Source organism: Pseudoxanthomonas beigongshangi (genome assembly GCF_016820515.1).
GTDB classification, from domain to species: Bacteria; Pseudomonadota; Gammaproteobacteria; order Xanthomonadales; family Xanthomonadaceae; genus Pseudoxanthomonas_A; species Pseudoxanthomonas_A beigongshangi.
In genome coordinates, this window is the sequence record NZ_JADHDV010000001.1 from 37,368 (window position 1) to 58,610 (window position 21,243).

Annotated in this window: 18 protein-coding genes; 12 read left to right on the forward strand and 6 right to left on the reverse strand. The window is 67.0% G+C overall.

Features of this window, described 5'->3' with window-relative positions; translation table 11 throughout:
• Positions 1-25: 25 nt before the first annotated feature.
• The 5 genes from queA (at position 26) to secF (ending at position 5,933) form a co-directional block, all read left to right on the forward strand.
• A complete protein-coding gene (gene queA, locus IQ458_RS00175; RefSeq protein WP_183643353.1) occupies positions 26-1,054 on the forward strand; it encodes a tRNA preQ1(34) S-adenosylmethionine ribosyltransferase-isomerase QueA in 1,029 nt (342 codons plus the stop codon).
• A 123-nt stretch (positions 1,055-1,177) separates the two neighbouring features.
• Positions 1,178-2,299 (forward strand): tRNA guanosine(34) transglycosylase Tgt, encoded by a 1,122-nt coding sequence (gene tgt / locus IQ458_RS00180; RefSeq protein WP_192197500.1) that lies wholly within the window; start codon positions 1,178-1,180, stop codon positions 2,297-2,299.
• 346 nt (positions 2,300-2,645) lie between these two features.
• Complete coding sequence (gene yajC, locus IQ458_RS00185; RefSeq protein ID WP_183643346.1) at positions 2,646-2,987, forward strand: preprotein translocase subunit YajC; 342 nt, start codon at positions 2,646-2,648, stop codon at positions 2,985-2,987.
• Between the two features lie 59 nt (positions 2,988-3,046).
• Positions 3,047-4,951, forward strand: coding sequence for a protein translocase subunit SecD (gene secD / locus IQ458_RS00190; RefSeq protein ID WP_183643343.1), 1,905 nt, complete (start codon positions 3,047-3,049; stop codon positions 4,949-4,951).
• Positions 4,952-4,967: 16 nt separating this feature from the next.
• The gene (gene secF / locus IQ458_RS00195; protein ID WP_183643340.1) at positions 4,968-5,933 is read left to right on the forward strand and encodes a protein translocase subunit SecF; all 966 of its coding nucleotides are present in this window, start codon (positions 4,968-4,970) and stop codon (positions 5,931-5,933) included.
• A 179-nt stretch (positions 5,934-6,112) separates the two neighbouring features.
• On the opposite strand, the gene IQ458_RS00200 is transcribed toward secF, so the two are convergent.
• The gene (locus IQ458_RS00200) at positions 6,113-6,943 is read right to left on the reverse strand and encodes an inositol monophosphatase family protein (protein WP_183643337.1); all 831 of its coding nucleotides are present in this window, start codon (positions 6,941-6,943) and stop codon (positions 6,113-6,115) included.
• A gap of 95 nt (positions 6,944-7,038) precedes the next feature.
• On the opposite strand from IQ458_RS00200, the gene IQ458_RS00205 reads away from it, so the two are divergent.
• The 3 genes from IQ458_RS00205 (at position 7,039) to IQ458_RS00215 (ending at position 10,928) form a co-directional block, all read left to right on the forward strand.
• Positions 7,039-7,812, forward strand: coding sequence for an RNA methyltransferase (locus tag IQ458_RS00205; RefSeq protein WP_203321550.1), 774 nt, complete (start codon positions 7,039-7,041; stop codon positions 7,810-7,812).
• A gap of 63 nt (positions 7,813-7,875) precedes the next feature.
• Positions 7,876-8,808, forward strand: a complete 933-nt coding sequence (locus tag IQ458_RS00210; protein WP_425504619.1) for a phosphate/phosphite/phosphonate ABC transporter substrate-binding protein — start codon at positions 7,876-7,878, stop codon at positions 8,806-8,808.
• On the forward strand, positions 8,805-10,928 hold the full coding sequence (locus IQ458_RS00215; protein ID WP_192197502.1) for a putative bifunctional diguanylate cyclase/phosphodiesterase: 2,124 nt from the start codon (positions 8,805-8,807) through the stop codon (positions 10,926-10,928). Before IQ458_RS00210 ends, IQ458_RS00215 begins: the two co-directional genes overlap by 4 nt.
• A 145-nt stretch (positions 10,929-11,073) precedes the next feature.
• Here the strand turns inward: IQ458_RS00215 and IQ458_RS00220 are convergent, their stop codons facing one another.
• Positions 11,074-11,706: an exopolysaccharide biosynthesis protein gene (locus IQ458_RS00220; protein ID WP_183643327.1), complete on the reverse strand. Its 633-nt coding sequence runs from the start codon at positions 11,704-11,706 to the stop codon at positions 11,074-11,076.
• 4 nt (positions 11,707-11,710) lie between these two features.
• Complete coding sequence (locus tag IQ458_RS00225) at positions 11,711-13,015, reverse strand: hemolysin family protein (protein ID WP_203321551.1); 1,305 nt, start codon at positions 13,013-13,015, stop codon at positions 11,711-11,713.
• Positions 13,016-13,268: 253 nt separating this feature from the next.
• On the opposite strand from IQ458_RS00225, the gene IQ458_RS00230 reads away from it, so the two are divergent.
• Together IQ458_RS00230 and IQ458_RS00235 are read left to right on the forward strand one after the other, a co-directional pair.
• Positions 13,269-13,895 (forward strand): DUF47 domain-containing protein, encoded by a 627-nt coding sequence (locus tag IQ458_RS00230; protein ID WP_183643321.1) that lies wholly within the window; start codon positions 13,269-13,271, stop codon positions 13,893-13,895.
• A 10-nt stretch (positions 13,896-13,905) separates the two neighbouring features.
• The gene (locus tag IQ458_RS00235) at positions 13,906-15,027 is read left to right on the forward strand and encodes an inorganic phosphate transporter (RefSeq protein ID WP_183643318.1); all 1,122 of its coding nucleotides are present in this window, start codon (positions 13,906-13,908) and stop codon (positions 15,025-15,027) included.
• A gap of 173 nt (positions 15,028-15,200) precedes the next feature.
• Here the strand turns inward: IQ458_RS00235 and IQ458_RS00240 are convergent, their stop codons facing one another.
• Positions 15,201-15,611: a hypothetical protein gene (locus tag IQ458_RS00240; RefSeq protein ID WP_141453614.1), complete on the reverse strand. Its 411-nt coding sequence runs from the start codon at positions 15,609-15,611 to the stop codon at positions 15,201-15,203.
• 118 nt (positions 15,612-15,729) lie between these two features.
• Here IQ458_RS00240 and IQ458_RS00245 point away from each other — a divergent pair, with 118 nt between their 5' ends.
• Both IQ458_RS00245 and IQ458_RS00250 read left to right on the forward strand, forming a co-directional pair.
• Positions 15,730-16,068 (forward strand): MGMT family protein, encoded by a 339-nt coding sequence (locus IQ458_RS00245; protein WP_183643315.1) that lies wholly within the window; start codon positions 15,730-15,732, stop codon positions 16,066-16,068.
• A gap of 43 nt (positions 16,069-16,111) precedes the next feature.
• A complete protein-coding gene (locus tag IQ458_RS00250; RefSeq protein ID WP_203321552.1) occupies positions 16,112-16,774 on the forward strand; it encodes a rhomboid family intramembrane serine protease in 663 nt (220 codons plus the stop codon).
• A 99-nt stretch (positions 16,775-16,873) separates the two neighbouring features.
• Here the strand turns inward: IQ458_RS00250 and IQ458_RS00255 are convergent, their stop codons facing one another.
• A complete protein-coding gene (locus IQ458_RS00255) occupies positions 16,874-18,880 on the reverse strand; it encodes a M13 family metallopeptidase (RefSeq protein ID WP_203321553.1) in 2,007 nt (668 codons plus the stop codon).
• Between the two features lie 148 nt (positions 18,881-19,028).
• Positions 19,029-21,116, reverse strand: a complete 2,088-nt coding sequence (locus IQ458_RS00260) for a M13 family metallopeptidase (protein ID WP_203321554.1) — start codon at positions 21,114-21,116, stop codon at positions 19,029-19,031.
• Positions 21,117-21,243: the final 127 nt, after the last annotated feature.

Sequence of the window (21,243 nt, forward strand, 5' to 3'; positions counted from 1 at the left end):
GCGGGCTTCCCCGAGCCGTCCCCCTGTGAAGAAATCCGATTTCCATTTCGACCTGCCCGAGGCCTTGATCGCCCAGGCGCCGCTGCCGGAGCGTTCGGCCAGCCGCCTGCTGGTGGTGCCGCCGGGCGACGCCGCCTTCGCCGATCGCCAGGTCCGCGATCTGCCGGAATGGCTGGCGCCGGGCGATCTGCTGGTGTTCAACGACACCCGGGTGATTCCGGCCCGGCTGTTCGGCCAGAAGGAGACCGGCGGGCGGGTCGAAATCCTGATCGAGCGCCTGTTGCCTGACAACGAGGCGCGGGCGCAGGTGGGTGCCAGCAAGTCGCCCAAGCCCGGTAGCAGGATTGCCCTGGACGCCGGCGGCGAGGCCGAGGTGCTGGGCCGGGACGGCGAGTTCTACCGCCTGCGCTTCCACGTGCCCGCGGCGCTGGAAAGCTGGCTGCTGCAGGCTGGCCGCCTGCCGCTGCCGCCGTACATCCAGCGCGAAGCGGGGAAGGACGACGACGAGCGCTACCAGACCGTGTTCGCGCGCGAGCCGGGCGCGGTCGCCGCACCGACCGCCGGCCTGCATTTCGACGAGCCGCTGCTGGCGGCGCTGCACGAACGCGGCGTCGAATTCGGCCACGTCACCCTGCACGTGGGCGCCGGCACCTTCCAGCCGGTGAGGGTGGATGACGTCCGCCAGCACCAGATGCACAGCGAATGGCTGAACGTCGGTGCGGCGCTGATCGAACGCATCCAGGCCACCCGCGCCCGCGGCGGGCGGGTGATCGCGGTGGGCACCACCGTGGTGCGCGCGCTGGAATCGGCGATGCGCGATGGTCAACTGCAACCGTTCGCCGGCGAGACCCGCATCTTCATCTTCCCCGGTTATCGCATCCGCAGCGTGGACGCGATGATCACCAATTTCCACCTGCCGGAGAGCACCCTGCTGATGCTGGTTTCGGCGTTCGCCGGCAAGGAACGCGTGTTCGCCGCCTATGAGCACGCGGTGCGCGAACGCTATCGCTTCTTTTCCTACGGCGACGCGATGCTGCTGTTTCCGTCCATATGACTCCTGCAGGAGCGACGTCGGTCGCGACGATGATGTTTCCGATGTGCTCAAGCCATCGCGACTGACGTCGCTCCCACACCAAAGATTGCAATCCGGCTTTCCTTCTTCCAGTCCAGCCCTCCCATGTCCCGACTCCAGTTCCAGCTCGACACCACCGACGGCAACGCCCGCCGCGGCCGCCTGACCTTTCCGCGCGGCACGGTGGAGACACCGGCCTTCATGCCGGTGGGGACGTATGGCTCGGTCAAGGGCATCCTGCCGGACCAGATCGAGGCGCTGGGCGCGGAGATCATCCTCGGCAATACCTTCCACCTCTACCTGCGCCCGGGCCTGGAGGTCATCGCCCAGCACGGCGGCCTGCACGGCTTCGCGCGCTGGAACCGGCCCATCCTCACCGACTCCGGCGGCTTCCAGGTGTTCTCGCTGGCGCACCGCCGCAAGATCACCGAACAGGGCGTGACCTTCGCCTCGCCGGTGGATGGCAGCAAGGTGTTCCTCGGTCCCGAGGAGAGCATGCGCATCCAGAAGGTGCTGGACTCGGACATCGTGATGATCTTCGACGAGTGCACGCCGTATCCGGCCACCGAGGAAGTCGCGCGCAAGTCGATGGAACTGAGCCTGCGCTGGGCCGAGCGCAGCAAGCGCGCGCACGAGGGCAACGACGCGGCGCTGTTCGGCATCGTCCAGGGCGGCGTGCACGAGCCGTTGCGCGAGCGTTCCGCGGCGGGGCTGCAGGCGATTGGTTTCGATGGTTACGCCATCGGCGGGCTGGCGGTCGGCGAGCCGGAGGAGGAGCGCAACCGCATCCTCGAACACATGCATCCGATCCTGCCGCAGGACCGCCCGCGCTACCTGATGGGCGTGGGCCGGCCGGAGGACCTGGTGGAGGGCGTGGCGCGCGGGGTGGACATGTTCGATTGCGTGATGCCGACCCGCAACGCCCGCAACGGCCACTATTTCACCTCGTTCGGCACCGTGCGCATCCGCAACGCCAAGTACGAGAAGGACATGCAGCCGATCGAGCCGGGCTGCGGCTGCCATGCCTGCCGCAACGGCTTCACCCGCTCGTACCTGCGCCACCTGGACCGCTGCAACGAGATGCTGGCGCCGATGCTCGGTACCCTGCACAACCTCTGGTACTACGAAAAACTGATGGCCGACATCCGCGCCGCCATCGAACAGGGCCGCTTCGGCGACTTCCGCCAGGCGTTCTATGCCGCCCGCGGGGCGGAAGCCCCCCGGTAACCGCGATCGCGTAGAGCCGAGCTTGCTCGGCTTGGCGGGTGAGGGGGGAAGAGCAGCGGAGCAAGCTCCGCTCTACGCGGGTGCGCCGAGCTTGCCTATCGGCAAGTGCGCTCCGGCGGTAACCACCAGCATGTAGAGCCGAGCTTGCTCGGCTGGGCGGGATGCCCGGGTGAGGGGAGAGCAGCGGGGCAAGCTCCGCTCTACAGGGTGATGCGGAACCTTTCCGGGCCGGGACGGTCTTCACACCGTCCCGGCGAAGCCCGCCGGGTCCGGCGCGGCGCCGGGACGGGGATGCCTGCCGCGTGGCATAATTCCCGGCTGCTTTCGCATAAGAACGGATAACTCCATGAATCTGCTCGATTTTCTGATCGCCCCGGCGCATGCACAGGCCGCCGGCGCTCCCCAGGGTGGCCTGGGTGGTTTCGGCCTGCTGATGCCGATCATCCTGATTGCCATCATGTACTTCCTGATGATCCGCCCGCAGATGAAGCGTGCGAAGGAACATCGGGCCATGCTGGAAAAGCTCTCGCGCGGCGACGAGGTCATCACCACCGGTGGCATCGCCGGCACCATCACCGACATCGGCGACAACTTCATCACCATCGAAGTGGCCGACAACGTGCGGGTGCGCGTGCAGAAGGCCGCCGTGGGCAATGTCCTGCCCAAGGGCACCCTGAAGTCCGCCTGATTTTCCCTTCCGACCATCGTTGAGCGCGCACCCGGGACGGGTGTGCGCGGGTTGCCGCAATGCTTGAATTCCCTCGCTGGAAATACGTCGTCATCCTGCTGGTCGTTGCGCTGAGCGTGTTCTACGCCCTGCCCAACATCTACCCGCAGGATCCCTCGGTACAGATCACCCCGAACCGCGGATACGCGGTGGACGCGGCGTTGCGGCAGAAGGTCGAGGCCAGCCTCAAGGAGGCCGGCGTGGCCACCAAGGCGCTGGACGACCAGGATGGCAAGAGCCTGCTGGTCCGCCTGCCGGGCCTGGATGCGCAGACCAAGGCCAACGACGTCCTTCGCGGCGCGTTGGGCGAGAACTACGTGGTGGCGCTGAACCTGGCCTCGACGGTCCCGGACTGGCTCAGCCGGTTCGGCGCCCGCCCGATGGTGCAGGGCCTGGATTTGCAGGGCGGCGTGCACTTCGAGTTGCAGGTCGACCAGAAGGCCGCGCTGGACAAGCGCGTCGACGCCTACGTCGAGGACGCCCGCCTGACCCTGCGCGACAACCGCATCAAGTACCAGTCGGTAGAACGCCGTCCGGACAACAGCATCGCCATCGCCCTGGCCCCGGGCGAGGACGCCAACAAGGCGCGCGACCTGCTGGCCAAGACCCTGGTCGCCTCGTCCAATGCCGGCGGCGCCGGGCTGGCGGGCGGCGGCGCCCTGACCTATGACGTGGAAGGCGAGCGCATCACCATCGTCCTGCCGGAGAGCGAACTGAACCAGATCGCCGGCAGCGCCATCGAGCAGAACATCACCACCCTGCGCAACCGCGTGAACGAGCTGGGCGTGGCCGAGCCGATCATCCAGCGCCAGGGCAACGATCGCGTGGTCGTGCAGCTGCCGGGCGTGCAGGACACCGCCGAGGCCAAGCGCATGATCGGTGCGACCGCCACCCTGGAGTACCGCGCAGCGGTCGACGGCAACGCCTACGACGCGGTCGCCAGCGGCAACGTGCCGCCGGAGGCGCGGGTGTACTACCGCCGCGAGCTGGGCCCCGATGGCAAGCCGATCCCGATCCTGCTGAACAAGCGCGTGATCGTGTCCGGCGACCAGATGGTCGGCGCGCAGACCTCGACCGACCAGAACGGCCTGCCGGCGGTCAACGTCACGCTGAACAACATCGGCGGCCAGCGCATGTTCGACTTCACCAGCGCCAACGTGAACAAGCCGATGGCGGTGGTCTACATCGAGCGCATCCCGCAGGTGGATATCGTCAACGGCGAGGAAGTGCGCAGCACCCGGATCAAGGAAGAAGTGATCTCGGTGGCCAACATCAATGGCGTGTTCGGCAAGAACTTCATCACCACCGGCCTGGAAAAGACCGAGGCCGACGGCCTGGCCAAGCTGCTGCGCGCCGGCTCGCTGGCCGCGCCGATGGACTTCATCAACGAGCGTGTGGTCGGTCCCAGCCTCGGCAAGGAGAACGTCGAGCGCGGCACCAAGGCGGTGATGTTCTCGTTCCTGTTCGCACTGGCTTTCTTCCTTGTCTATTACCGGGTGTTCGGTCTGCTGACCTGCATCGCGCTGCTGCTCAACCTGGTGATGGTGGTGGCGGTGATGTCGCTGTTCGGCGCCACCATGACGCTGCCGGGCTTCGCCGGCCTGGCGCTGTCGATCGGCATGTCGGTGGACGCGAACGTGCTGATCAACGAACGCATACGCGAGGAATTGAGGGCGGGGGTGCCACCGCTGGCGTCCATCGCCACCGGCTACGACAAGGCCTCCGGCACCATCTTCGACTCGAACATGACCGCGCTGCTGGCCGGCGTGGCGCTGTTCGCCTTTGGCACCGGCCCGCTGAAGGGCTTCGCCGTCACCATGATCGTCGGCATCCTGACCTCCGTGTTCACCGCCGTGACCGTGTCGCGCGCGCTGGCCACGCTGATCTACGGCCGCCGCCGCAAGCTGAAGTCGCTGGCCATCTGACGAGAGCAACCGAACCATGAAACTCTTTCCGCTGCATCTCGTTCCCAACGACACCAACATCGACTTCATGCGCCTGCGCTGGGTGTCGCTGGCGGTCGCCCTGATCCTCGCGGTGGTCGCCGTCGGCGCCATGGCATTCAAGGGCTTCAACTACGCGCTCGATTTCACCGGCGGCATCATGGTGGAACTGCGCTTCGACAACCCGCCGGACGTGGATGGCGTGCGCGAGCGCCTGGAAACCTCCGGTTACCAGGGCGCGCAGGTCCAGACCTTCGGCAGCGGCCGGGATCTGCTGGTCCGCCTGCAGCCGCGCGAAGGCCAGACCGATTCGGAAGCCGCCAACCGCACCGCCACCGAGGTGGTGAAGCTGGCGTCCTCGGCGGAGAACCCGGCGACCAAGCTGCGCAGCGAAATCGTCAGCCCGCAGGTCGGCAAGGAACTGGCCATGAACGGCCTGTACGCGCTGATCTTCGTGGTGGTCGGCTTCCTGATCTACATCGCGTTCCGGTTCGAATGGAAATTCGCGCTGGCGGCGATCTTCACCACCCTGCACGACGTGCTGATCTGCGCCGGCTTCTTCGCCCTGACCGGGCGGGAGTTCGACCTGACCGTGCTGGCGGGCCTGCTGTCGGTGATGGGTTTCTCGATCAACGACACCATCGTGGTGTTCGACCGCGTGCGCGAGAATTTCCGCTCGCTGCGCGTGGATCCGGTCGAGGTGCTGAATCGTTCGGTCAACCAGACCCTGTCGCGCACCATCATCACCTCGTTCGTGGCGTTCCTGACCGTGCTGGCGCTGTACATCTACGGCGGCGGTTCGCTGGAAGGCATGGCGATCTCGCAGATGATCGGCATCGTGATCGGCACCATCTCCTCGATCTTCATCGCTTGCCCGCTGCTGACGATGGGCTTCATGAAGGTCACCAAGCAGGATCTGATGCCCAAGGCCAAGGACGAGGCGGCGCTGGCGCGGAGGCCCTGAGGGCCGAGATTCGCCTGAGGGCCGAGATTCGGGAGTGGGGATTCGGGATTCGATAGTTTCCCTGTCCAGCTACAAGAAAAAGGCCGCGCATCGCGCGGCCTTTTTTTTTGTAGAGCGGAGCTTGCTCCGCTGATGTTCATCCGGGCAAGGCGAAGCCGAGCAAGCCCGGCTCTACCGCATCAGCCCTTGGGCGGGTCGAAGCTGGCGGCGTAGCCGGAGCTGACGATGGTCTTCTGCAGGGCTTCGGCCACCTTGATGTTGCCGGCGACGATCTGGCGGGAGGCCGGGCCACGCCCGTCCATGCGCGGGGTGGCCGCGCCGCGGAAGTCGCAGATGCGGCCGCCGGCCTCGCGCACCAGCAGCACGCCGGCGGCGATGTCCCAGTCCTTCACGCCGGCTTCGAAGTAGGCATCCAGGCGGCCACAGGCCACGTAGGCCAGATCGAGCGCGGCCGAACCGGTGCGGCGGACGTCCTCGGCCTGGACCAGCAGTTCGCGCACGCATTCGAGCTGGGCGCCGGCACGGGCGCGCTCGCGCGGCGGGAAGCCGGTGCTGATGACGGTGCCGGCCAGATCCTTGCGATCGGCCACCCGGATCTTGCGCTCGTTGAGCTGGGCGCCGGCGCCGCGGCTGGCGGTGAACAGGTCGTTGCGCAGGGGATCGAAGATCACCGCGTCGGTGGGCTCGCCGTTTTCGACCAGCGCGATCGACACGCAATAGTGCGGGAAGCCGCGCAGGTAGTTGCTGGTGCCGTCGAGCGGGTCGATGACCCAGGTGTAGCGGCTCTGGCCCTGGATGCCGCCTTCCTCGCCGACCACGGCGTAATCGGGATAGGCGCGGCGGAGTTCCTTGACGATGACCTTCTCGGCATCGGCGTCCACTTCGCTGGCGTAGTCCATCCGGTCCTTCTGCACCACGTTCAGCGCGTCCAGCTTGTTGATGCTGCGCAACAGGACGTTGCCTGCCAGTCGGGCGGCTTTGACCATGACGGTGACGGCGGGTTTCTGCATGGCTTCGGACCTCGGAACAGGCAGGGGGCGGTATGGACGGTGGAAAAGAACGGCGCGGCGCAGGGGCCGGCGCGCACAGTTTAACATCTGCGCCCATGAACACTCCCGAATTCCCGCTCCCCGCGTCCGACCGGCTGCGCATCGTGCTGGTCGGCACCCAGCATCCCGGCAACATCGGCGCCGCCGCGCGCGCCCTCAAGACCATGGGGCTGGCCCGGCTGGTATTGGTCGCCCCCGAACAGTTCCCGGCCGAGGAGGCCAGCCGCCGCGCCGCCGGGGCCGACGATCTGCTGGCCGATGCCCGGGTGGTCGCCACCCTGGCCGAAGGGGTGGCCGACTGCCGCTACGTGCTGGGCTGCACCGCCCGCAGCCGCCGGGTGCAACTGGAGGAATTCGAGCCGCGCCAGGCCGCCGCCCAGGCGGTGACGATGGCCGCGCAAGGCGAGGTGGCGCTGGTGTTCGGCCGCGAACGCACCGGCCTGACCAACGAGGAACTGCAGCTGTGCCACGCCGCCGTCCACATTCCGGCCAATCCCGAGTACAGCTCCCTGAACCTGGCCGCCGCCGTGCAGGTGCTGGCGTATGAGCTGCGCCTGGCATTGCGCGGGCAGGCCTCGTCGCCGGCGCCGGAAAGCCGCCACCCCGACGACGCGCCGGCCAGCCACGCGCAACTGGAAGGCTTCTTCGCCCAGTTGGGGCAGACCCTGGACGAGATCGATTTCCACAAGGGCCGCACGCCGGATTCGGCGATGCGCAAACTGCGTCGCCTGTTCCTGCGCGCGGACCTGAGCGAACAGGAGGTGAGGCTGTTGCGGGGCGTGCTGGCGGACGCCCAGCGGATGGCCCGTTTGGCCGACGGACGCACGTAATCTACTGTCCCAAAGTCACAATTTCGGCTAGGCTCCCACCACCTTTTCGAAGGATTCTCCTCGTTGCCTACGTCCCGGTTCGCATTCGTCCTGACGCTGATCGGGGCGTTCCTCCTGCCGGGTGCCGTGGCGCCGGCCGATGCCGCCGGTGGCGATGATCACGTGCTTGTCCTGGGCCGCATCAGCGATGATCCCAAGGCCCACTACGAACAGCTCAAGCCGCTGCTGGACTACGTGATCCCGCGCATGCGCGATGTCGGCATCACCGAGGGCCGCATCCTGATGGCGCGCGACACCCAGCAGATGATCAGCTACCTGCGCCGGGGCCGGGTGGACTGGGTGACCGAAACCGCCGGCACCGCGATGCGGTTGCAGGACCGGGCCGGCGCAAAGCCGCTGGTGCTGACCGAGCGTGGCGGGGTGGGGCGCTACCACGGCGTGTTCTTCGTGCGCCGCGACAGCGGGCTGGAGAACCTGCAGGACCTGAAGGGCAAGGCGATCGCGTTCCAGAACACCGCTTCCACCAGCGCCTATTTCGCGCCGGCGGTGGAATTGCTGGATGCCGGCCAGCGGCTGGAGATCCTGCTGTCGCCGATGGATCGGCCGGCCCCGGATTCGGTCGGCTATGTGTTCGCCCGCACCGAACTGAACATCGCGGCCTGGGTCCACAAGCGCCTGGTCGATGCCGGCGTGGTGAGCAGCCTGGACTGGAACGACGCCCGCCGCATCCCGCCCTCGTTCCGCAACGACTTCCGCATCATCCACGAAACCCCCGAGTATCCGCGCGCGCTGGAGATGGTGCGTGGCGATCTGGAGCCGGCGGTCGAGGCGCGCCTGCGCGAGGTGCTGCTGCAGGCCGCCGAAGATCCGCAGGCGCGCGAGGCGATGCGGCTGTTCTTCCGCACCACCGCCTTCCTGCCGGTGGATCCCGACTCGCGGCGTGCGCTGGAGCACCTGCGGCAGGGCGTGGGCCGCGTGCGCGAGCAGGTCGAATGAAGAACAACCTACGTTTTGGCCTGGAAGCGCGCTTCCTCACCGCCATGGCCATCATGCTGGCGGTGGTCATCGGGTTGCTGGCGACCCTGCTGCACCGGCAGAAGGCGATGCAGCAGGAAGTGGCGGGCGTGGCCCGCGAGGCCATGCACGGCATGGCCGAGGACAGCCTGCGCCGGCACGGCGGCGCCACCGTCGAGCAACTGGCCGACGCCCTGGCCAATCCGCTGTACTACTTCGATCTGGACACCATCGGCACGCTGGTCCGCTCCGCGCAGAAAGAGCCGGACGTCAGCTATGTGCTGGTCTACGACCCGCAGGGGCGGATCATCCACGACGGTTCCGAGGAAATCGCGGTCTACGGGCAGCAGATGAGCGACCCGCTGGCCTACGAGGCGATCAGCACGCCGGAACTGCATACCCAGTGGTCGCCGCAGATCGTCGATATCTCGGAGCCGATCATGATCGGCAACCAGCGCATCGGCGGGGTGCGGGTGGGCTACTCGCTGGATTCGGTGCGCGGACACGAGGATCGCGCCGTCGCCGCGGCGCGTACACGGCTGGAGGAACTGGGACACCGCCACCTGATCTGGGTGTGGGCGCTGTTGGCCGCGCTGGTGGTGGCCTGCGTGGCCATCATGGTCTACGCCCAGCGCACCCTGGTGCGTCCGATCCGGCAACTGGCCGAAGCCGCGCACGCCATCGAAGTGGGCAACTACAACGGCGAACGCCCGGTCAGCCACCGCAACGACGAGGTCGGCGAACTGGTGCGCGCCTTCAGCAGCATGAGCGACAGCATCGCCCGCCACGATCGCGACGTGCGGCGCATGGCCTACACCGATTCGCTGACCGGCCTGACCAATCGGCTGGCGTTCCGCGAGAGCCTGGATCACCGGCTGATGATGCTGCGCGGCGCCGGCCGCCAGTTGGCGCTGCTGTTCGCCGACATCGACGACTTCAAGAGGGTCAACGATACCCTCGGCCACGAGGCCGGTGACGAGGTGCTGCAGCAGTTCGCCAACCGCATCCGCGAGGCGGTCGAGCAACTGGGCGGCGACGACGCGATGCTGGCACGCTTCGGCGGCGACGAGTTCGTCATCCTGATCCAGGACGGCGACGTGCGTTCGGTGGCGACCCGGCTGGCCGAACAGTTGGTGACCGAGCTGGGCCGGCCGCTGGTGATCCAGGATCGACAGGTATTCCTGGGCACGTCGATCGGCATCACCCTGTTCCCCGAGGACGCCTCCGGCGCCACCGCGCTGATGAAGAACGGCGACATCGCCATGTACCAGGCCAAGGTGGCCGGCAAGAACTGCTACCGCTTCTACAGCCGGGCGATGGATCAGGCGGTGGAGCGGCGGGTGCGGATGGAGCAGGAACTGCGCGGCGCCTGGGAGCGCGGCGAACTCAGCCTGCTGTACCAGCCGGTGTTCCGGCTGTCCGACAGCCGCATCGTCGGCGCCGAGGCGCTGCTGCGCTGGCAGCACCCGGAGCTGGGGATGGTGGCGCCCTCGGTGTTCATCGACGTGGCCGAGCAGAGCGGCCTGATCGAGAGCATCGGCCCGCGCGTTCTGCGCGCGGCGTGCACGGCGGCCGCGCGCTGGAGCGCGGATCGGGATCCGATGGATCAGCTGTTCGTGTCGGTCAACGTCTCGCCGCGCCAGTTGCGCAGTGGCGATCTGCCGGAGGTCGTGGCCGAATGCCTGCGCGAAACCGGGCTGGCTTCCTCGCGGCTGCACCTGGAACTGACCGAGACCGCGGTGATCGCCGACGAGGCGCACGCCAGTGCGCTGCTGGCGACCCTGCACCGCACCGGGGTGAAGGTCTGGCTGGACGATTTCGGCACCGGCTTCTCCGGACTGAGCCACCTGCGCCGGGTACCGGTCGACGGCGTGAAGATCGATCGCAGCTTCATCGCCGACATGCTGCGCGATCCGGACGATCTGGCCCTGACCAGCGCGATCATCGCCATGGCCCATTCGCTGGGCATCACGGTGGTGGCCGAAGGCGTGGAGAAGGAAGGCCAGTTCAACATCCTGCGCGAACGCGGCTGCGATCTGGCCCAGGGCTATTGGCTGGGCTACCCGGTCACGGCTGCCGAGTTCGCCCAGCTCATTGCTTGAGCAACCCGGATCGATTCTCCTGTAGGAGCGACGTGGGTCGCGACCGTGCGCTTGCACCTGTCCGTATGGAACGGTATCCGGCTTTCATGGCCGAATCGGGTTGACGGTCGCGACTGACGTCGCTCCTACAACAGGCTCACGCGGATCAGGAAAACCAGCGGCCGAGGAATTCGGTGGTGGCGGCGACCAAGTGGCCGGACAGGAAGCCGAACACGATCACCGCGGTCCCGCCCGCCACCCAGGCCACCAGCATCAACGCGCCATCGCGTTCCAGCAGGGCCAGCGCGAACAGCAGCAACAGCACGCCGAACACGTAGTTGGTGAACGGAATCGGCAGGGCCAGCAGCAATCCCAGCAGGATCAGCAGCAGGCCGGTGAAGGAGAGCGCCAGCTTGTGATCGAGCACCGCGTGCAGGCGCGGGCGGATCAGTTTTTCCAGCCGTGCCAGCCAGGGCGAGAGCAGGCTGCGGAAGGTGATCAGCGCACTGCGGTGCGGACCGCGCCGGGCGATGAAGCCGGGCAGCCACAGCCGGGAGAGGCCGACCAGCAACTGCACGCCGACCAGGATCACCAGCGGACCGCCGATGGCGCCGCCGACGCCCGGGATGGGAATGAATGCGGGCAGCACGCCGATGAACAGCAGCAGGCCGAACGCGCTCTGGCCGAAACCGGACAGCAGATCGCCCAGTTGCAGGACCTGGTTGGGATCGCCGAGCGCGAAATCGTCCAGCAGGGCGCGGGTCCCCGCGTGGGGCGGGTGGGATGAGGTGGAATCCATGGGGTCAGGCCGCCGCGTCTTCGCCGGTTTCCTCCGGCAAGCGCTGCAGCAGCAGCTTGTCGACGCGCGCGCCGTCGAGGTCCACGACCTCGAAACGCCAGCCGTCCAGCTGGAAGGATTCGCCCACGTGCGGGATGCGGCCGAAGCGTTCGATCACCAGGCCGGCGATGGTGTTGTACTCGTCATCGTCGGGCAGGGTCACGCCCAGCAGTTCGCGCAGGTCATCGTTGGGCAGCGAGCCGTCCACCAGCAGCGAACCGTCGTCGCGCACGACCACCAGCGCGGCGTCCTCGTTGTTCTCCGCGGACTGCAGGCGTCCCACCACCGCGCCCATCAGGTCGCTGATGGTCACCAGGCCCTGGATTTCGCCGTATTCGTCCACCACCAGCGCCAGCGACTGCTGTTCCTCGCGGAAAATCTCCAGCAGCTTCATCGCATGGGTCGATTCGGACACGAACAGCGGCTCGCGCAGGTTGCGGAAAATCTCGGGCGACTTGTCGGCGAAGCGGTCCAGCAGCGACTTGACCTCCAGCACGCCGACCACGTCCTGGTCGCCGGCGCGATAGACCGGGAAGCGCGAGAACTGGGATTCGCGCATGACCTCGAGGTTTTCCTGGTAGTCGGCGGCGGTATCCAGCCAGACGATCTTCTTGCGCGGGGTCATCAGGCTGTCGGCGGTGCGATCGCCCAGGCGCATGACCCGGTTCATCATGTTGCGCTCGTCGACGTCGATCACGCCCTGCTCGTGGCTCTCGGTCACCAGCAGGCGGATTTCCTCCTCGGTCACCGCGCCGCGGTTGTCGTCGCGGATGCCGAGCATGCGTAGCACGGCGCGGTTGATCGCGCCCAGCACGAACACCACCGGGCGGGCGATGCGCGACAGCCAGTCCAGCGGGATGGCCACCATCGACGCGATGGCCTCGGCATTGGTCAGCGCCAGCCGCTTGGGAATCAGTTCGCCGAAGATGACCGAGCCGGCGGTGATCAGGGTGACCGCGGTACCGATGCCGATCGGGCGGGCGTACTGCTGGATGCCCGGCACCAGCTCGGCCAGCCAGCCGGCGATGATCGCGCCGATGGCGTCGCCGCCGAACACGCCGGCCAGGATGCCGATCAGGGTGATGCCGATCTGGACCGTGGACAGCAGGTTGTCCGGGTGCTCGGCCAGGTGCAGGGCCACGCGTGCCCCGCGGCTTTCCTGGGCCATCTGCTTGAGCTTGAGCTTGCGCGAGGTCATCAGCGCCATCTCCGACAGGGCGAAGAAGGCGTTCAGGATGATCAGGGCGATGACGATCAGCAGTTCAAGCACGGCGGCCCTCCGTCATGGCCGGAGAGGGCGCCGCCGGGGATGCGTATCGCGGGCGACAGTGCGAGGGGGAGGTAGGGTCGTCTTCCATAGGGTGCACCCTCGGGTGCCGGAGGAGTGTACCAAACCCGGACCGGAGGGCCGCAGAGGGGGCTTTCCAGGGTCGGGATGGGGCCTGGCCGTCGCCAGGACGGTCACTAAACGGTCATAATTCCGCCCCTAAAGCCGTCCGCCCCGTGACGGCGGGATTTCCCCGATGTTCTCGCTGCAGACCATTTTCGGCTCCGGCCAGCAGTTCTACACCCTGCTCGAAGAGGCTTCCCAGGCCGCCCTGGACAGCGCCAAGGCCCTCCACGCCATGATGAAGGAAAGCGACCGCCAGCCGGCGCTGGACGCCTTCAAGCTGGCCCGCCTGCGCGAGCGCGCCACCTCGGACAAGATCAGCCAGGCGCTGGTGGACAGTTTCATCACCCCGATCGAGCGCGAGGACATCGAGGCGCTGGGTTCGGCCCTGTACAAGATTCCCAAGCAGATCGAGAAGTTCGCCGATCGCTACTCGCTGGCCCTGCAGCACCTGGAAGGCATCGACTTCGCGCCGCGCGCGGCGATGCTGGAGCAGGCCGCCGCGGTGGTGGTGGAGATGGTCCACGAACTGAAGAAGATGAACATCGATCGCATGACCGCGCTCAACGAGAAGCTGCGCGCGATCGAGAACGAGGCCGACCGGCTGATGCTGGAGCTGTACCGCGACATCTATTCCGGTCGCCTGGACCACCTGCAGATGTTCCTGCTCAAGGAGTTCTTCGAGATCCTGGAAAAGGCCATCGACCGCTGCCGCGAAGCCGGCGTGGTGGCCTACCAGATCGTGCTGAAGAACAGCTGAGGACCGGCCCATGCTGACCCTGGTCCTGGTGGTGATCCTGGCCGCGCTCGTGTTCGAGTTCATCAACGGCTTCCACGACACCGCCAATTCCATCGCCACCGTGGTCGCCACCAAGGTGCTCTCGCCCGGACAGGCGGTGATGCTGGCGGCGATCATGAACCTGGTGGGCGCGTTGACCGGCACCGCGGTCGCCAAGACGATTGCCTCCGGCCTGATCGACACCGGCGTGGTCGAGGTCACCTCGCAGGTGATCCTGTGCGCGCTGCTGGGCGGCATCGTCTGGAACCTCATCACCTGGTGGAAGGGCCTGCCGTCCTCCTCCTCGCATGCGCTGATCGGCGGCCTGTGCGGCGCCGCGCTGGCCGCGGCCCACAACGACTGGGGCGCGCTGATCTGGTCCGAAGCGGTCGGCGACTGGACCAAGAACAAGGGCATCCTGTGGAAGGTGGTGGTGCCGATGATCAGCTCGCCGATCGCCGGCTTCCTGCTCGGCATCGGCGTGATGCTGCTGCTGTGGGGCCTGATCGCGCTGCTCTCGCGGGCGACGGGCTGGCTGCGCCGGCTGGCCCGTCCGAACTTCGTCAACAAGTTCTTCGGCAAGGCGCAGATCATTTCCGCGGCCTACATGGGCTACGCGCACGGCCACAACGACGCGCAGAAGACCATGGGCATCATCGCGCTGACCCTGTTCGGCGCCGAGGCCTCGGGCGCGCTGAACGACCTGCCGGACTGGCTTGCGTTCCTGCATCCGGGCAGCGCCGGCGAGCAGGACATCGCGACCTGGATCGTGCTGACCTGCGCGGTGGTGATGGCACTGGGCACCGCCTCGGGCGGCTGGAAGATCATCAAGACCCTCGGCCACAAGATGGTCAAGCTGCATCCGATCAACGGCTTCGCCGCGGAAACCAGCTCGGCCACCATCCTGACCGTGGCCGCGCATTTCGGCATGCCGGTCTCCACCACCCACAGCATCTCCACCGCCATCATGGGCGTTGGCTTCGCCAAGAACCCGCGCGCGCTGAAGTTCAGCGTGGTCGAGCGGATCATCTGGGCCTGGATCCTGACCATCCCCGCAGCCGGCGGCATCGCCTATGGCCTGTTGAAGTTGCTGCAGGCGATTGGGTGGGCCTGATGAGGGGCCGGGATTAGGGATTGGGGATTCGGGATTGGCAGGAGCGAAGGCGTGTTGCCTGCGACCTGATCGCGTTCCGATCCCGGGTCCCGCTGGGTGAATCCCGGTCCTGATGTTCCAACGCCGGGATCGGCTTCAACGAATCCCCAATCCCGAATCCCCAACCCCCGCCTTCAGAGCAAATCCCCTTCGGCGGAAAGCGCGCGTTCCATGCGATCGCCCAGGCCGCCGATTTCCAGCACCAGGCGGTCGACTTCGGCCGGGGTCAGGCCGTCGTAGGGGCGGTTTTCGCATAGTTGCAGGTACGGCACGCCGTCGAGTTCGCCGATGGCGAGGTAGCCGACGCTGCTGTGCCAGTTGAAGCCGAGCGCGCGGCGGGCGTCGACGCCGGTGATCGGCGCGATGACCGTGCTGACCCGCAGGTAGCTGCGCTCGTCGTCGTTGCTCAGTTCGGACAGGAAGATGGCCTGGTGCCGGCTACCGCTGTCCAGCGACAGTTCCACGCAGGCCACATAGGGTTCCTGCACCGACACCCGGTAGCCGGAGGTGGTCAGGTGGCTGCGGATCTGTTCGAAATTCTTCATGGCGTGACGGACTCGGGAAATTCCAGAACCGTATGGTAGGCCGGTTTGCGGTGGCCGGGGTAGCCAGCGGGCGGGGCACGCGCCACACTTCCGGCATTCACCGACCGGAACGCCCCGCATGGCGGAAGCCACGCCTGAAGCGAAGATCCTCGCGGCCATCCGCGCGATTCCGCGCGGCCAGGTGGCCGGTTATGGCGAGGTCGCGCGTCGCGCGGGGCTGCCGGGCCGGGCGCGGCTGGTGGCGCGCATCCTCAGCAACAACGACGACGCGCGGCTGCCCTGGCATCGGGTCCTGCGTTCGGACGGCCGCATCGCGTTTCCCGAGGGTTCGAAGGGCTACCGCGAACAGAGCCAGCGGCTGCGTGCCGAAGGCGTGAGGGTCGAGCAGGGGCGGGTGCGCGGAGTGAAAGCTGCACGCACGCTGGACGAGGCGTTGTGGGGACCGCCGGGCGGCTGAAACCCAGCGGTTATCATGGGCCCGTTCCCGAAGGATGCGAGCCATGTTCCCTCCCGTGCTGCCGGTTACCCGCGCGCTGCTGATCGCCAATGTGGTGGTGTTTCTATTCCAACAGGTTCTGGGGGCGGCGGTCACCGATTTGTTTGTCCAGTGGCCCATCGACTTCACGGGTGTGGGTCCCCGTGACGGTGGTTTCATGCTGTGGCAACTGCTCACCAGCGGCTTCATGCATGGCAGCCCCGGCCATCTGTTCTTCAACATGCTGGCCCTGTGGATGTTCGGCTCGCCGCTGGAAGCCACCTGGGGTGAGAAGCGCTTCATCACCTATTACTTCGTCTGCCTGATTGGCGCCAACCTGTGCCAGTTACTGGTGAGTTCGTGGGTGCTGGCCAGCGGTGGTCCCAACATCTATTCAATGGGCGCTTCCGGCGCCGTGTTCGGCGTGCTGCTGGGTTACGGCATGTTGTTCCCCAACCAGCGCATGATCGTGTTTCCGATTCCGATGGAGATCCGCGCCCGCACGCTGGTGATCATCTACGGTGCTTTGGCACTGTTCTTTGGAATCACCGGAACGAAAGCCGGTATAGGTCATTTCGCCCATCTCGGCGGCATGATTTTCGGCTGGCTGATGATCCGCTACTGGCGCGGGCAGCCGCCGTTCGGCAAGCGCCGGCCGCCGGGGCCGAGGATGCGGATCGTCAAGTAATCGATCCGAACGGACGGCACTCCTCCCGGGGAGGAAGCCGCACAAAGAAAAACGGCGCGTTTCCGCGCCGTTTTTTGTTGGCTTTTCCGGCCCGCCGTTTCAGCGCCACTTGCCGATCAGATCCGCGTCCTTGCGCTGCATCGGCTGGCCCGGCTTGCAGCTGAAGGCCTGGCCGAATGTCGCCTGGTTGGACAGCGGCGCGTTGGTGCGCCAGACGCCCGGCGCACGCACGTCGGTGGCGGCGCGCTGGGCGGCCTCGGCGGCGTCCATGCGTTGCGCCCACAACTGCGCCCAGGCGGTGTAGAACGACTGCTTGGCGGGGACGGCGGCCTGCGGCTCGGCGGTGATGAAGGCATCCCACGCCAGTTCGACACCGGCCAGGTCGGCCAATGCCTCGTCCTGGACCAGCTTGCCGTTGACCTTGACGTTCTTCAGTTCGGGATAGGCGAACGCGTCGTACTGCGCCGCGATCTTCGCGCCGATGGCGTTCCAGGCGGTCAGCTCGGAGGCGGTCCACCAGTCGCGCAGTTCGCCCTTGGCGTCGACCATGCGGCCCTTGTTGTCGAAGCCGCGGCTGAGCTCGTGACCCACCAGCGCGCCGTAGGCGCCGTACTGGCCGGCGGCATCGCGCTGCGGATCGAACACCGGTGCCTGCAGCACCGCGGCGGTGACGATCAGGCGGTTCTGGGCCAGGTCGTAGGCCAGCGCGGGCTGCTGCGGCAGCACGTCCCAGCGGCGATCCGCATTGCCCTTGCCGATCCGCTTCATCTCCTCGCGATGGCGCCAGGTCGAGGCGATCAGCATGTTGCCGCCGAAGCTGCCGCGGCCCATCGGCTGCACGCTGTAATCGACGTCGCGGTGCGGCGTGCCGACTTCGATCTTGAGCTTGCCCAGCTTGGCCTTGGCTTCGGCCTTGGCGCCATCGCTGAGCCAGGTGGCGCGTTCGACCGCGCGGCCCAGCGCGTCGCGGACCTGGGCGGCGATCGCCTCGGCCTGCTGGTCGCTGGACCTGGGCAGGTAACGCTCGGCGTACTCCTTGCCCAGCATCGGGCCGGCGGCCAGGTTGATTGCGCCCAGCACCTGCTGCCAGCGGGCCGGCGGCGTGGTCTCCCCGCGCAGGACCTTGCCGCGGAACTCGAATTCGGCGTCGCGGAACGACTTGGCCAGGTACGGGGCCATGGCATCGCCGACGCGCCAGCGCAGGTAGGCCTTCCACTGGTCCGGCTTGAGGCTGGCGACCAGCGTGTCGATCTGCTTGAACAGCGCCGGATCGGCGATCGACACGGTGTCGTCGCTGACGCCCTGGGCCTTGAGGAAGGCATCGATCTGCAGGTTGCGGTATTGCTTGCCCAGTTCCTTGGTGGTGACCGGGGCGAAGTTGGACAGCGGATTGCGCAGGTCCAGCAGCGGCTTGGAAACCTGCGCCAGGCGGGTTTCCATATCCAGCACCGCCTGCGTGTCGGCGTCCAGGCGATTCTGCGCGGTGCCGGTGAGGGCGAGGATCTGCTTCACGTAGGCGCGATAGCGATCCATCACCTGTTTGGTGTCGGCGTCATTGCGGGTGTAGTAGGCGGGATCCGGCAGGCCCAGGCCACCCTGCATGAAGTAGCCGATGTGGCGATCCAGCGCACGCAGGTCCACGTCGGGGCTGAAATTGAAGGCGACCGGAATGCCGACCTGGTGCAGCGCCGCGATCGCCGGCGCGACGTCCTTGGCCTTCTTGATGGCGTTGATGCGATCCAGCAGCGGCGCGATCGGCTTGGCGCCGTCGGCTTCCACCGCGGCTTCGTCCAGGCCACTGGCCCAGAAGTCGCCGAGCAGCTTCTGCACGTGTCCCTGCGGCGACTGCATCGCCGCCTGCAGCAGGTCGCGCTGCTGCTGTTCCGCGCGCTCGCGCAGCTGGCCCAACGCGCTGGTGCCCGGCGTGGCGTTGGCCTTCAGCCAGTCGGCATTGGCATGGGCATAGAAATCGCTGCAGGCGGGGCTGACGGCGGGAGCGCGCGGCGCCTTCTTCTTGGCGGCTTCGGCCTGCGGGATGCCCAGCGCGGCGACCAGGGCGAAGGCGAGCAGGGAGGGATGGCCAAGGGCGGCGCGGGTCTTCGACATCAGGGAATCCGGGGTGTTGGAGTTGGCGGATTCTAGCAAGCAGGGCTGGCACTCCCTGAACGCGGCGCACACTTCCAGGGCAGGTCCGGAAACGAGGAAGGCCCGGGAATTCCCGGGCCTTCGAGGGTACCGCCGGACGTAGTCCGGATTACCAGATCACCACCTGCTTGTCGCCGTCGCGGACCATGGCGTCGCCGGCCTTGCACTGGAACGCCGCGGCGAACGCCGGCAGGTTGGACGGGGCACCGATGGCGCGGAAGTTGGCCGGCGCGTGCGGGTCGGTCTTCAGGCGCACGGTCAGTTCTTCCGGGGTGAAATTGCGACGCCACACCGTGGCCCAGTTCAGGAAGAAGCGCTGGTCGCGGGTCAGCCCGTCGGTCTTCGGATCCGGGGTGGCCTCGGTGGCCTTCTTCATCGCTTCGTACGCGGTCGCCAGGCCGCCCAGGTCGGCGATGTTCTCGCCCAGGGTCAGGCTGCCGTTGACCTTGCCGCCGCCTTCGGTGGTGTAGCCGTTGAACTGGTTGACCAGCTTGCCGGTGAGGCCGGAGAACGCCTTGGCGTCGCCGTCGGTCCACCACACTTCCATGTTGCCGGTCGGCCCGAAGCGCGAGCCCTGATCGTCGTAGCCGTGGATCATCTCGTGGCCGATCACCGCGCCGATGCCGCCGTAGTTCATTTCATCCGAGGCATTGGGATCGAAGAACGGCGGCTGCAGGATGGCGGCCGGGAACACGATCTCGTTCTGCAGCGGGTTGTAGTAGGCGTTGACCATCTGCGGCGGCATGCCCCATTCGGTCTTGTCCACGGGCTTGCCGATCTTGCCGAGGTTCCACTTGTAGTTGAATTCCTGCGCGGCCAGCACGTTGCCGATGTAGCTGTCGCGGCTGGTGGCCAGGCCGGTCCACTCGCGCCACTTGTCGGGATAGCCGATCTTCGGGGTGAAGGTTTCCCACTTGGCGATGGCCTTCTGCTTGGTCTCCGCGCTCATCCACGGCAGGTTTTCCAGGCGGGTCTTCAGCGCGGTGCGCAGGTTGCCGACCAGGGTTTCCATCTTGGCCTTGGACTCGGCCGGGAAGGCGACCTTCACGTACATCTGGCCCAGCGCTTCGCCGGCCTCGCCTTCCACGGTGTCGAGCACGCGCTTCCAGCGCGGCTTGATTTCCTTCTGCCCGCGCAGGGTCTTGGCGTAGAAGTTGAAGTTCTCGTTGGCGAAGGCGTCGCTCAGGTACGGCGAGGCGCCGTCGACGGTGTGGAAGCGCAGGTAGGCGCGCCAGATCGCCGGGTCGGTGTCGCCCAGCATCTTGCTCACTTCCTGGTGGAAGCCCGGCATCGCCAGCGAGAACTTGTCCGCCTTCACGCCCTGCGATTCGAAGAACCGGGTCCAGGAGAAATTCGGGGTCAGCTTGTCGGCGTCGGCCAGGGTGACCGGGTTGTAGTACAGCGAGACGTCGCGCGAGAGTTCCTCGCTGGTCTTGGACGCTTTCGCCAGGCGGGTTTCGAACGCGACCACGTCCTTGGCCTGCTTGGCGGCGTCGGCGACGGCCACGCCGGACAGTTCCAGCACCTTGGCGATGTGGGCCTCGTACGCCTGCAGCTTTTCCTTGTTCTCGGCGTTGGTGTAGTACTCCGGATCCGGCAGGCCCAGGCCGCCCTGGGAGGCGTAGGCCAGCACCATCGAGGAATCCTTGAAATCGGCTTCGCCGCCGAAGCCGAACAGGAAGTTGCGGCCCTTGGCGGCATTGGCGCTCAGGTATTCGACAATCGCTTCCTTGCCGGCCAGGCCGTCGATCGCGGCCAGATCGGCCTTGATCGGCTCGATGCCCTGGGCGTTGACCTTGGCTTCGTCCATGCCGGTGGCCCACAGGTCGCCGACGATCTTCTCCACGCCGGTGGCGTTGGCATGCGCGGCGGCCTGTTCGGCCAGCTGACGTTGCACGGCGGTGGAACGCTCATCCAGCATTTCGAACGCGCCCCAGCTGGTGCGATCGCCCGGGATGGCGTTGGCGGCCAGCCACTTGCCGTTGGCGTAGCCGGTGAAATCGGCGCAGGCGTTCTTGCTGGTGTCCAGATCCGAGACCAGGAAGCGGTTCACCGGCGGCAACTTGCTCTCGTCCAGCTTCAGCTGAAGTTCGCCGCTGTCGGCGCCGGCCTTGGCGGCGGCGTCGGGGGAGGCGGCTTCGTTGGGCTTGGAACAGCCGGCGAGGGCCGCGGTGACGGCCAGGGACAAGAGAAGCATCTGCGGTTTACGGAAGGTCACTTTCAACTCCGGCCCGGGTGGGCATTGGGATAGGTCTGTCCAGACGGACGTGCGCGGACTCTACTCCCCGCCCGGAAAGGCGGGGGGTGTCGAAGGTCATGGTACG